Source organism: Macrococcus epidermidis (genome assembly GCF_024205965.1).
GTDB classification, from domain to species: Bacteria; Bacillota; Bacilli; order Staphylococcales; family Staphylococcaceae; genus Macrococcoides; species Macrococcoides epidermidis.
Window position 1 is genome coordinate 2197635 of sequence record NZ_CP073819.1, and the last position, 13276, is coordinate 2210910.

The window sequence follows — 13276 nt, forward strand, 5'->3', positions numbered from 1 at the left end:
ACTATTTTTATAAGGTAAGTATAGCACTTCGTTATCTTATTTGCATGCGTTAAGGATCGTTTTATGAAAACTTTTCAGCGATTTTCACAACTTCGTCAATTGTAAACGGCTTCATTAAGACACCTGTTGCGCCAGTCTGCTTAATTGACCGGATTTCTTCGTCTGTCTGGAAAGCTGAAATGAGATAAACAGGAACATCCGAGAATGCTCTCAGCTGACTTAGCGTTTCGTCACCCGACATGACCGGCATTTTTCTATCTAAAAATACGAGATCATAATCATTTGATTTGATTAATTCTAAGCCTATTTTTCCATTTTCGGCAATTTCAGTATCATACCCTTTCATTTTAAATATTTCCTGAAAAAGCAGTCTTATATTAGGTTCATCGTCAATTACTAATATTTTCATTTCATGTTTTCTCCATTTCATTTATGATATGATATGTGTTAAGAATATCAGAAAGAAGGTTTACCATGCTTAAAATATTTAATACGCAACTTAATGGTATCTTTAAAAAAATAGATATGCAAGAAGCTGAGCTGGATATAGCCGGAAGACTACTTGCACAAGCCGTTGTCGGAGAAGGTAAAATATACGTTAAAGGATTTGGCGACTTAAAGTTTTTCGAGGAATTTGCTGCAAATAGCAAAGAAAATTTATTCGATGCTGCAGTCTACATTTCTGATGCGTTAGTTGATGGAACAGATCGCATTCTCGTAATGAGCGATGCATATGATGAAAGTACCGCTGAGTTTGTTGATAGTCTGGAAGCGCGAGATATCGACTACGTATTAGTATGTAATAAACACGAAGATATTCGATCGATGAATTTTATCGATTTGAGTACACCACGTGCGCTGGTACCTACTGAAGATTTCAGTCGTATTATCACGCCGCATCTGATGGCGATGAATTACATCTACTATGCGATCTACAACGTGATGCATGAGATGCTGGTGGAGGAATAGGAATAGCGTGATGAAACAAGTCTGATATATTGCGAATATCGGACTTGTTTTCTTGATATGTGCGATTTCGACGTGCGTCTTGTCCGATATACCACTTATATCGGACTTGTTTTCTTGATATACGCGATTTCGATGTGCGTCTTGTCCGATATACCACTTATATCGGACTTGTTTTCTTGATATACACGATTTCGACGTGCGTCTTGTCCGATATACCACTTATATCGGACTTGTTTTCTTGATATACGCGATTTCGATGTACGTCTTGTCCGATATACCACTTATATCGGACTTGTTTTCTTGATATACGCGATTTCGATGTACGTCTTGTCCGATATACCACTTATATCGGACTTGTTTTCTTGATATACGCGATTTCGATGTACGTCTTGTCCGATATACCACTTATATCGGACTTGTTTTCTTGATATGTGCGATTTCGACGTGCGTCTTGTCCGATATACCACTTATATCGGACTTGTTTTCTTGATATACACGATTTCGACGTGCGTCTTGTCCGATATATCGCTTATATCGGACTTGTTTTCTTGATATACACGATTTCGACGTACGTCTTGTCCGATATACCACTTATATCGGACTTGTTTTCTTGATATACGCGATTTCGATGTACGTCTTGTCTGATATATCGCTTATATCGGACTTCTTGCTCTCACACATTACTACTCAAACCAATAAACTCTACCTTTATTCTTTCCTTTAAACTTACAGCTATTTAAAAGAGCTCTTTGGACTGTCTTAATTTCACAGTTACTCCATTCAGCTATTTCTTTAATTTGAAATGGTTCATTTTTAAGGACTGAAACTTGTCTAGCTGCTTCTGTAATATAATCTAGTTTGCTTAGTCTTCTACCACAACGACAAGCCACATATTTCTTTCTACTTGCTACCTCCATACACCCAAATCGTTTACACTTTGGACAACGATAACCTTTCTTCATCTGCGTATAATCGTAATAAGCAAATCGGTGATTATCGACCACGTTCGCTGCAATCAACGCTTTAGCCAAACGGTAATCTTCATCAGTCGGTGGTCCAAGTTTTTTAAGATAATCTATAATACCAGGTATTTGGCCGGCAAACTTTACATATTGATCACCATTGAAGTTCCTCAGAATAAAATTCTCATTCACAAAGATGATACGGCTCATATGTTCGTATCGAAATCCATTGCGCATTAAAAATTGGGGTAAAATAAGGTCTGCGCGTTTCAACTGTGATATTATCGTTTGATCGACTCTACCGCGATTACTCTTAAATATTCCATCTATATAAGTGTATTCTCCCGAATAATTTTTTGTATCAAAATGAAAAATTTTACCATCACCAATAATCAAAAAATCAAACTGAGCTTTACTAGATTCTTTCAACGTAATATCCCAAAGCTTCAATCCCCCTTCGACAGCTTGCAGTTGTTCATAAAAATAGTTTTCTCCGGTAAATCCGACTTGATATGCAAATAAAGTAGTACTGTCATCTTTTGTCAGGCTACACCTTCCATCAACATTCATTAAATAACTCATCTTATTATCAGGTTCATGAAGTTTTAGAAACATATTACACCTCCATCCCTTAATTTACAACAATAATATTAATATTTCAATAGTTAACTTTTGTTAACTTTCAACATACAAAAAAAGGCCCCCTCAAAAGGATGACCTTTAAAAAATCTTATTTATTAATTGCTGCTTCTACAAATCCACGGAATAAACTTTGTGGTTTCATTGGACGTGATAAGAATTCCGGATGGAACTGACATGCCACAAACCATTTATGGTCTGGAATTTCAACGATTTCCACTAAGCGACCATCTGGTGAAAGTCCAGAGAATACTAATCCTTTTTCTTCTAAACGTTCACGATACTCGTTGTTAAATTCATAGCGATGACGGTGACGTTCCTCCACATGGTTCACACCATATGCTTCAAATGCTTTCGTACCTTCCTGCACTTCACATGGATATAAACCTAAACGTAATGTTCCGCCTAAATCTACAACATCTTTCTGATCAGGTAATAAAGCGATAACTGGATAAGGTGTATTTGGATCTAACTCTGCTGAGTGCGCACCTTTCAATCCAACAACGTTACGTGCAAATTCAACTGTCGCTAACTGCATACCTAAACAAATACCGAAGAACGGAATATTGTTCTCACGCGCATATTGTGTCGCTAAAATCTTACCTTCGATGCCACGCTCACCGAAACCACCAGGTACTAATATACCGTCAGCATCTTTAAGACGTTCTTTATAGTTATTCACATCTAAATGTTCTGAATTGATCCAGTCGATTTCGATATCTTTCCCGAAAGCATAACCTGCATGTTTTAATGCTTCAGCAACTGAAAGATATGCATCCTGTAATGCAACATATTTACCAACTAGCGCAATTTTCACTTTTCCTTCTAAGTTACGGACAGTATCTAACAGTTGATTCCATTCAGTAAGATCCGCTTCACCACTTGCTTCTAAACCTAAACGTTCAATTACAAGATCATCCATATCTTGTGCTTGTAATGCAACCGGAATTTGGTAAAGTGTATCCGCATCACGACATTCGATTACTGATTTTTTATCGATATCACAGAATAACGCAATTTTATCGCGTAAGTCTTCTGTCATTTCATATTCAGTACGTACAACAATCATATCTGGTTGAATACCTAATCCACGTAATTCTTTTACAGAATGTTGTGTCGGTTTCGTTTTCATTTCACCCGCAGCTTTAATGTACGGTAATAATGTACAATGAATGTACATTACATTCTCACGACCGAGATCACTTTTAATTTGGCGAATTGATTCGATAAAAGGAAGTGATTCGATATCCCCTGTCGTACCACCAATTTCAGTAATAACCACATCAGCTTTCGTTGATTCGCCAGCTAGAAGTAAACGTGATTTGATTTCATTAGTAATATGGGGAATAACTTGAACTGTTCCACCTAAGTAATCACCGCGGCGTTCTTTCTTCAATACATGAGAATAAACACGACCTGCTGTAACATTAGAATATTGATTTAAATTAATATCGATAAAACGTTCATAGTGCCCTAAATCTAAGTCTGTTTCTGCGCCATCATCAGTTACGAATACTTCACCGTGCTGATATGGACTCATCGTACCTGGATCGACGTTTAAATATGGATCAAACTTTTGAATTGTTACATTTAGACCACGATTTTTTAATAATCTTCCTAAACTTGCTGCAGTAATCCCTTTACCTAAAGAAGATACTACCCCACCTGTTACAAATATAAATTTTGTCATGATTTACCTCCTAAAAAAATAAAAAAGCACTCCATTTGCAAAAGCAAAGGGAGCGCATAAGTTTATACGTTCGTCCTAATTAAAGGAGCCCAAGTAAAATGATAATCATTTTTGAGCAAAATGTCAACTAAGATTATAATTCTTCTTGGTCCTCTTCATCTTCATCTTCGAATTCATCGTCTTCGTCATCGAATTCATCCGCTTCAACTACTAAACCTGCTTCTTCCAATTCATCTTCGACTTCTTCGTCTTCAGCGTCAACGTTTTCTTCATCATCTTCACTAACAACTAAGTCTAACTCATCTTCGACTTCATCTTCACCAAGTAAAGCGATTTTAGGTGCATCTTCATCGTCTTCATCAAGTACGTCAAATTTTTGTACTGTCGGCGCGATTTTTTCTTCGATATCATCTACTGAATACCAGTCGCGAAGACCCCACATATATTCACCTGTTGATAAAAAACGACCATCCGTATTTAAATCTGTGTAGAACTGAACAACACGTGTTTCAATTTCTTCACTTGAATACTCACCTATAGATTGGAATTCATCGATTAAATCATAAAGGTTAACTTCTTTACCTTTTTCAGTTAAATAAATATAAGCTAAATCGATAAAAGAGCTTTCATCTATCATTTCTTTTGTATATTCAGAGATTTTCATTTTCTTCGTCCTTTCAAACTATGCTAGTTTAAGTTCACACTACATCATATCAAGAAAACGACCTCTAAAGCAAGATTAATAACGAATTAATTTCGTTAAATGATTAGGATGTTCAGCATCCATCGGTACAAAGTTATTGTTTAAGTATACATCTCTTAAGTTTTCCGGAACCTCTACTTCTATCTTGATGACCTCATTAAAATGTTTACGCACAAAAGTTGCAATCTGGCGTAACACATTTTCACGGATAACATCCACATCTTCAGTAATATCCATCGCTTTCAATGTAGCGATATTTCCTTCAACTTCTAATTCGACAGTTCCTACTGCTTTATCATCTTTCAGCAATTTAATATTGTCACCATCTTGAACCAATCTTAATTTAGAAACATAGTTTGCATCTAAGTCTAAATAATAAAGACGCTCCTTACCAATTGGACCATTCGGGTTTGTCGCTAAATGCATAAAGCCAGCACGCTCATATAAATTCCACGCACCTTGATTCTCAGCATCGACCACTAAGAAAAGATGATCAAAATTGGGAAATACACTTTGTGCAAACTCAGGGATATTCATCATAATCTCAGTACCGTAACCTTGTCCCTGTAACTTATTATTGATTGATAAACTGCGTACATATACTGCATTAACCGGTGTATCATATCCTTCATGCTGATAATGTTGATGAAGCACAAAGAACCCGACAACCTGCTCGTCATGATTAAGCACGACACACGGTCTACGGTTCGGGTCAAATAAACCTTCATCTAAAACTTCTAAAGGTAATGATGAATATACCTTTTGTCTATCTGTTAATTCAAACGCTTCTAATTGAGGTCTATATTCCTCTTTATATTGAACAATCTTAATTTGCGATCCTATAAATTCCATAATGTTGCCTCCGTCTTGGATGAATTTAATAATTTACTCAATATATACCCATTTCATCTCAAAATTATCACAAAATTTAAACAAAACAATGAATCTCCACAAACTACGTTTCAATATAGTATAATGACAAAAACAAATGATAAATGATAAATGAGGTATTGATATGAAGATTGGTATTGACGCTGGTGGCACTTTAATTAAAATTGCTATTTTAGAAAACGACAAATTCACCTTCAGAAAACAGCTGAGCACTGAAATCGATGAAGTAGCTGAATGGTTAAAGACCGTACCAGATGCACAAGTTGCTTTAACGGGTGGGAAAGCGACGTATCTGCAAAGTTTAATCCCACAAAATGCTTTTCAATCGATTGAATTTGATGCAACATTCCGTGGCATCCAATCATTCCTAACAGAAATGAATCTTGATATTTCTAAGTTTGTGTTTAGTAACGTCGGTACAGGAACATCTATCCATTTTGTAGACAACGGCAAACAAATCCGTGCAGGCGGAACAGGCGCAGGTGGTGGTATGATGATGGGACTTTCATACTTACTGACTGGAAAAGAAGATTTCGATGAGATTGTTACGATAGCTAAAGAAGGAAATCGTGACATCATCGATTTAAAAGTAAAACATATCTATAAAGGAGATAAAACGCCGATACCAGGCGAACTGACTGCAGCCAATTTCGGTAATGTCCTCCATAACAAAGATACAGAAAACTTTAGTGATGCTGATAAAATTGCTTCAGTATTAGGTATCGTCGGGGAAACCGTAACAACAGTATCCATTCATGCAGCCCGTGAGTTTGGTGCTGAATATGTCGTCTATATCGGCTCAAGTTTCTTAAACAATACGTTACTGCGCGATATCGTGATGAACTATACAGTATTGCGCAACTTTAAACCGTACTTCATCGAAAACGGTGAATATTCAGGTGCGGTTGGAACGTTGAGATTGATGGATGAGCAATAAAAAAAACGCTGCGTTACTCGTGTGAGTAACGCAGCGTTTCGCTTTGCAGATGACCTTATTTAACAGCGTCTCCAAAACAGACGACCTTATTTCTTCCCAATTACTTTAACCAAACTAAACAAAAATGGAATTAAAGTCGCACTAATAATTGTCGTTGCTACTGCAATACCAGTTGCATTATTTTTCTTACTCAAATGAATCACCCCTTCAGTCGTGCTTCAAATGCTTTTACTCGAGATTCGATTACATCTTCATCTCCATGCCAGATACAGATAAAGCGCGACGGGAATTCGTCTTTCTCTTTATAATCTCCATTATAATATGCAAGCGGGAATAAGTATCCTGCTTTCACTTCATCCAATATGACATCGAAGAATTTCGCGTTATCTCCATCGCTATAATATGCAAGAAACTTCTTATAATCTCCAGCTAACACACTATCTAATAACAACAGCGAACTTGAACCGTTCTGTCTGAAGTTAAGGTCGATTGCGTATATCTCACCTTTGCTATCAACAAGTAAATCAAAGCCGGCAATGCCAACATATCCAGCTTCTACACCATTTTGCATAATTTCTAATCCTGCATCGATGACATCCTGCGGGATATTATGATCTATAATATTCCCACGATATTTACCGTACTTTTCAGTGATCTGTTGACTTGAACCAATAAACTTAATACCCAGTTCTTCGCTAAATGCATACTGTACACAATAATTATGCACCGGTTCAATAAACTGTTCAATAATCATCTGTGCTGTACCTTCTGCTTCTCGCACGCGTTTAATACTACGCTCAACATCTTCCTGCGTATAGCACAGCATTACGCCATATCCACCGGCAGTCGGATGTTCATCCCCTGGTTTAATCACGAAAGGCAGTGACCACTTACGAACAGTATCTTCAAAGTCTTCAATCGCCACAACATCACGTTTCGGCAAGAATTTACCCTTCGTCCACTTATCCAGTATCGATTTATTGTTAAGCGCTAAAAATTTATCACGTGGTACAACATATTTATCGCCTGGTACTAATTCCTCTTCATGGGCATACTGAAAGAATATCTTTTCTCCATCCAGAACCGCATCGCGTAACACCTGTTCATATGATTCACGTGTATTATACACTCTGAAACCATTCGGCATATCAAATCCAACTGCATTAAACAATGCTTCAGTTTTATCTGTCACGGTCGCTTCGTGTACAACGACCGGCATCTCGGCGATTAACAGTTCACGTGCGCTCAGTAAATTTGACTGATGTTCTTCTGGCTGTAGCCATGGATTAAAAGTATAGGATGGACGTGATGAATACATCACTTTCTCTCCATATAAATCTTTCATAACTAATGGTAAGTTGATTGGTTTAGTCCCCATAAATGTTCTCCTTTAATGTTTCATGTAAATGTTTAATGCGTTGTAGTTCTTCAGGTTTCTCGATTAATTCGATTGCCATCGTTGCCATTATTTTAGCACCTTGTAATAAGGCATGATCCCCGTGTGCGCTCTTCGCTGCTTCACGAAATTCTACCGTGTGTCCAACGAGCGTTGATGGTCCCATCTTAATATGTGGGTGAATCGTCGGTATGATGTGACTCACATTCCCCGTATCCGTTGAACCGAAACCAAAATCATCATGCAGAATTGGCTCATTATGCATAATAGCATGTTTCTCAAATAAATCATCTAAAAATGTATTTCTGATGAATTCATTAACACCATTTTGAATGTGATTGAGCTGATATTCTGCCCCTGCTGTAATCGCCGCACCTTGCGCTACACGATCGACTTTACCGGTTAATACATCTAAATCTTTTCTGCTAATTGCTCTGGTATAAAATCTCGCTTTCGTATAATCCGGAATAATATTTGCTGACTTACCACCATCTAAAATAACACCATGCACTTTATCCGTCTTCTTAATATGCTGACGCAATTGGCCGATTCCATTAAAGAAACTGATCATCGCATCAAGCGCATTAATACCATTATGCGCATTCTCAGAAGCATGCGCAGTCTTGCCAAAAAACTCCACTTCAAACACGTCTACTGCAAGTGTTGGCACGGTTCTAAACGATTCATGTCCCGGATGAATCATCAATGCTACATCACTATCATTAAATAATCCTGCTTTAACGTATGATGCTTTCGCACTACCGTTTACACCGCCTTCTTCAGCTGGTGTCCCAAATACCTGAATAACACCGCCTAAATCATCAATCACTTCTTTTAAAGCAATTGCTGATAATACACTAGATGTGCCGATAATGTTATGACCACACGCATGTCCTAGACCTGGCAATGCATCGTATTCTGCTAAATAAGCGATAGTAGGTCCTGCTTTCTCGCTTTCATACGTTGCGATAAATCCAGTTTCATGTCCTGCAATATCACGTTCTATACTAAATCCTGCATCTTTTAATGTCTTGCTCAGCAAATTAGACGCAAAGTATTCTTCATTACCTAATTCAGGTCGTGCGTGAATTTCATGACTAATGCGTATAAATTTATCTCTGTGTTCATCTATATATTGCAATACTTTGTTATTCATATTATTATCTCCTCCGTAATTATAAAAAAAGACATTCCCAGATAGGAATGTCTACACGTTCTTATCTGCCAGCTTACGCTGTAGGAATTAGCACCTTACATGACTGCAGGTTGCTGGATGTCATCGGGCCCTTCCCTCGATCCGTCTTGATAAGTTATTGAATTTAATACTAACTATATAGTTATCTATAAATTCTGTCAAATATCAAAATTAATATGTCAGTAAAGTAATTAAGAATTTCGTACCGGCCACTGAACTAACAACGTCTATCGTGCCATCATGCAGTTCAACGATTTCTTTTGCCACAGATAATCCCAAACCACTGCCATTATGATGTTCATTCGTTCTATTACCACGATAGAACTGTTCAAAGATATGCGTCAGATCTTCCTGCGGTATACCTTGTCCGTTATCCGAAATTTCTATGATTGCGTTACTTCCACTCGTGTACGTACTTATCCATACTTCAACATTAACGTTATGCGTAAAACTATTCGACACAATATTCGTCAGTACACGATCCATGCGTGACGTATCAATATGAATCGTCGCATCTTCTTTATGGACGTAGCTCAACCCTTTATTGCCATATTGAGAGACAAATGCATCAATATACGTTCGTAAACACGTTTCTTCTGTATGGAACTGAATGCCATCACTTTTCAGCTGATAAACCATATTCAAATCTTTCAGCAGCTGATCGATATATAATGCTTTATCTTCAATAATGCTTATAAACTTCTTCTGTTCGTCCGGTTCAAGCTGCATTCCACTGTTAAGTATTTTTGCATAACCATAAATTGAACTCAGTGGTGTTTTTAAATCATGTGTAATACCACGTACCCAGTTTTCACGCTGAATATTCATGTTACTTTGGTAATTTTTATCATCTGATAACTTTCCTGTAAGCTTCGCGATCGCCCCGTCTATCGGACTATACATACGATATTTACGACGCAATCGGCCATTTTTATATATCTTTTCATTATTTAATACGGAATAGTCACCCTTAGCTAGTTGCTCTACCCATGTAGAAAAATGTCTTAATGGTTGCGCTAAACGATTACCTAAAAAGATTGATAACAGTAAAATAGCGGCTAATACAACAAGATTCATCCATGCATACCAAATTAAAAAGTTTTTCATAACATTCATAAAATCTTTATCATAAATATAGCTGTTTTCTGCAAATATTGCTTTCGTATCTGCAGGATGTGGATTTTTCTGAACAACATAATAATTTTTATTATCTTTAAAATATGAAACAAAGAAATATTTTTGATAATTGTCGTTATTCTTATGCTTGAACAGCGTATTATTCACGACATCTTCATCAAAAGCTCCAGAAATTTTAGTTATCCCTTTACGCTCAACGACAAATAATGCGAGATTGTGTTCGTCCAGATAACTTTGTGCGTCTTTTTCATTTCTCTCTAGTTTACGTCTTGCTTCATTTAATATCGTATTCTGCAGATAGATAACCTGCTGTCCTTTTGGCATCTCCCAAGTCGTAAATTCTTCAGCACGATATGTATTTAACGGGCGTAACTTAAATCCTTTTTCTGATGCGTAAATCACTTCATCATCTTTATTCTTTACTACAAGCACTCCATCATGTCGCTTAACATAATTAACCATCTCTTTAACGGGTTTAACTTTGTCCCCGTCAAACTTAATATATTCACTAATAGAATATGAATCCACGCTTTGCATATCTTCCTCAAAGAAGCTTTGCTCACTCGTAAACAGGAAATAGACAAAGAAAGCACAAATAATGAATGTCACCGAAAAATAAAAGATCAGAAAATAGCGGATAAAGCGAATCATAAATTTTTTGCTGATGCTCATCTATCCTCACCTGATTTTAAAATATAGCCGATACCACGTGACGTTAATAATAATTTCGGTTTACTCGGCTCAACTTCGAGCTTTTCTCTTAACTTTCTGATATGCACCATTACGGTATTATCGTCTACAAATTGATTTTCCCACACCGCTTCATAAATCTGCTCTTTCGTACAGATTTCATCCTGATGTTCATATAAGTATTGCATCAATAAATATTGTTTTCCTGAAAGGAGATATTTCTTATCTCTTACAGTTAATTCTGCATTACGTTCATCAAATGAATATAACACCTTTTCTTTTTTACCGGACTTCATATAACGCTCGACATTGACTTTTACTCTCACTGCAAGTTCCATCGGATTAAATGGCTTTGTAATATAATCATCTGCTCCATTTTGAAAGCCTTTAATCTTATCTCTATCCTGCGTATTTGCCGATACATAAAGAATCGGCGCATCGGTCATTTCTCGTATTTCATTGCCAAGATCATAACCTGACCCATCTCCAAGATTTATATCCAGTAGATACGTATCATAGTGCGCACTAATCATCGACTTCGCCTGTGCAAATGTAGAAGCAATATCAACTTTTTCGAATCCTTCACGTACGAGAATAAACTTTATAAGTTCAGCAATCTCAAGTTCATCTTCTACGATTAATATTGACGGCATATTTTCGACTCCTTTAAAAGATGCATTTATTTAGTAATAATAACAAAATTTCCACTATTTTTGTATTATTCTTTAAAATGATAAAAAAATAAGACTGAAGTAATTACTTCAATCTTAGACTTAAATTATTGAAACATCTTCATGAGATGTTCTATCACTATACCAGTCCACTGCTTTTACCGTCATCACAGTTACAAAGATCAGTTTAGACTGTTCATAGGTCTGCACATCAAATGGATACATTTTAGCGAGTTCTCTTTTCACACTATTATAGCGTTCCATCTCGCTCGGATAATATTTTAAATAACTGGTAAAAGCAGTCATTTCAATAATCTTTTCGTGACCTACAGGAAAAATATAGAGTTGATGCGTTCTGTCACCTGAAATGCGCTTCACATATTGCAGACTATCTTTAAATTCCGGTGTGATGCTTTCATAACCTAAATTGATTAAAGCCATATGCTGCGTTTCAAAGAGCTGCAAACTTTTAGTGACGATCATCATATCAATAATTGGTTTAGCCGACATACCAGGAACTGCTGTTGAACCGATATGTAATATATTATCGGCGTGCTCTTTAATACTATTTTTTAATTTTCTGCTTTCATCTAAAAACAAATGCTGCCAAATACTATCATATGGTAAAACAACAATCCTCTTCATATGCCACCAACTTTCAAATTTTGTAATATTACTATTATAACTTATTGTGACTAGATTCACAAACTATTTCGTTGTTTTCTACTTTGTACCATGTTATTATTAATTCCGAGTTAACCGATAAGATTACTTAAAGTATAGGAGCGGAAAATAATAATGAGCTTACCTTTTATGGATATATTTAAAGACTGGGCATCAGAATACGATAATTTCGTAACTGGTCAGGATCCTGAATATAAAGATGTTTTTGTGAACTATGACTTTATGATCGCCCAAGCAGTGAAACATGCTAAAGGTGATGTTGTAGAATTTGGACCGGGTACCGGTAACTTAACTAATTACCTTTTACAGCAAGGTTTAAACGTACGTGCGATTGAACCGAGTGAAGAAATGGCTGCCATCGGAGAAAAGAAGACAGGGATTTCTTTTGAACGTGGTGACTTTTTAAACTTTAAACAGCAACCAGCTGACACATTTATTTCTTCATTTGCATTCCATCACTTAACAGATACAGAAAAAGATATCGCTATCGGTAATTATGCGGAATTATTAAATGAAGGTGGCCGTGTCATCATTTTAGATACAATCTTCAATTCTGAAGAAGAGAAACAGTCAATGATAGAGCATTATACGTCACTTGGTTTTAATAATTTAGTAGAAGATTTAAACCGTGAATACTATCCATTAAAAGAGACAATGGAAAGCATCGCGAGTCGCAACGGCTTCGATTATCACGATACGCAACTTAACCGCT

Annotated in this window: 12 protein-coding genes, 1 pseudogene and 1 riboswitch; of the genes and pseudogenes, 3 read left to right on the forward strand and 10 right to left on the reverse strand. The window is 36.5% G+C overall.

Translation table 11 applies throughout. The annotated features are described in order from the left end of the window. Nucleotides 1–61: 61 nt before the first annotated feature. Nucleotides 62–409, reverse strand: coding sequence for a response regulator (locus KFV12_RS11775; RefSeq protein WP_254256821.1), 348 nt, complete (start codon nt 407–409; stop codon nt 62–64). 65 nt (nt 410–474) lie between these two features. Between KFV12_RS11775 and KFV12_RS11780 the strand changes: the two genes are divergently transcribed. Then, nucleotides 475–969, forward strand: coding sequence for a DUF2529 family protein (locus KFV12_RS11780; RefSeq protein ID WP_254256822.1), 495 nt, complete (start codon nt 475–477; stop codon nt 967–969). Nucleotides 970–1652: 683 nt separating this feature from the next. Here KFV12_RS11780 and KFV12_RS11785 read toward each other — a convergent pair. From KFV12_RS11785 to KFV12_RS11800, 4 genes are all read right to left on the reverse strand, one after another. Continuing rightward, nucleotides 1653–2546 (reverse strand): nuclease-related domain-containing protein, encoded by an 894-nt coding sequence (locus KFV12_RS11785; protein ID WP_254256823.1) that lies wholly within the window; start codon nt 2544–2546, stop codon nt 1653–1655. 115 nt (nt 2547–2661) lie between these two features. Further along, entirely contained in the window at nt 2662–4260 is a 1599-nt protein-coding gene (gene pyrG, locus KFV12_RS11790; protein ID WP_111716659.1) for a CTP synthase, read from the reverse strand. A 133-nt stretch (nt 4261–4393) separates the two neighbouring features. After that, nucleotides 4394–4924, reverse strand: coding sequence for a DNA-directed RNA polymerase subunit delta (gene rpoE, locus KFV12_RS11795; protein WP_111716658.1), 531 nt, complete (start codon nt 4922–4924; stop codon nt 4394–4396). 75 nt (nt 4925–4999) lie between these two features. Beyond that, nucleotides 5000–5815 carry a GNAT family N-acetyltransferase gene (locus tag KFV12_RS11800; protein ID WP_111716656.1) on the reverse strand — a complete coding sequence of 272 codons (816 nt, stop codon included), beginning with the start codon at nt 5813–5815 and terminating at the stop codon, nt 5000–5002. 163 nt (nt 5816–5978) lie between these two features. Between KFV12_RS11800 and coaW the strand changes: the two genes are divergently transcribed. Further along, nucleotides 5979–6791 (forward strand): type II pantothenate kinase, encoded by an 813-nt coding sequence (gene coaW / locus KFV12_RS11805; protein ID WP_254256824.1) that lies wholly within the window; start codon nt 5979–5981, stop codon nt 6789–6791. 199 nt (nt 6792–6990) lie between these two features. On the opposite strand, the gene ldmS is transcribed toward coaW, so the two are convergent. From ldmS to KFV12_RS11830, 5 genes are all read right to left on the reverse strand, one after another. After that, complete coding sequence (gene ldmS / locus KFV12_RS11810) at nt 6991–8169, reverse strand: L-aspartate--L-methionine ligase LdmS (protein WP_254256825.1); 1179 nt, start codon at nt 8167–8169, stop codon at nt 6991–6993. Continuing rightward, nucleotides 8159–9343, reverse strand: coding sequence for a M20 family metallopeptidase (locus tag KFV12_RS11815; RefSeq protein ID WP_111716651.1), 1185 nt, complete (start codon nt 9341–9343; stop codon nt 8159–8161). The genes ldmS and KFV12_RS11815 overlap by 11 nt, the downstream gene beginning before the upstream one ends. A 58-nt stretch (nt 9344–9401) precedes the next feature. Further along, nucleotides 9402–9499: riboswitch (SAM riboswitch) on the reverse strand. A gap of 54 nt (nt 9500–9553) precedes the next feature. After that, nucleotides 9554–11056: a sensor histidine kinase gene (locus KFV12_RS11820; protein WP_254256826.1), complete on the reverse strand. Its 1503-nt coding sequence runs from the start codon at nt 11054–11056 to the stop codon at nt 9554–9556. A 131-nt stretch (nt 11057–11187) separates the two neighbouring features. After that, on the reverse strand, nt 11188–11862 hold the full coding sequence (locus KFV12_RS11825; protein ID WP_099581493.1) for a response regulator transcription factor: 675 nt from the start codon (nt 11860–11862) through the stop codon (nt 11188–11190). 120 nt (nt 11863–11982) lie between these two features. Beyond that, nucleotides 11983–12525, reverse strand: coding sequence for a GrpB family protein (locus KFV12_RS11830; RefSeq protein ID WP_111716646.1), 543 nt, complete (start codon nt 12523–12525; stop codon nt 11983–11985). Nucleotides 12526–12786: 261 nt separating this feature from the next. Between KFV12_RS11830 and KFV12_RS11835 the strand changes: the two are divergent. Then, nucleotides 12787–13242: pseudogene (locus tag KFV12_RS11835) on the forward strand (class I SAM-dependent methyltransferase); the annotation flags it as partial. Nucleotides 13243–13276 lie beyond the last annotated feature (34 nt).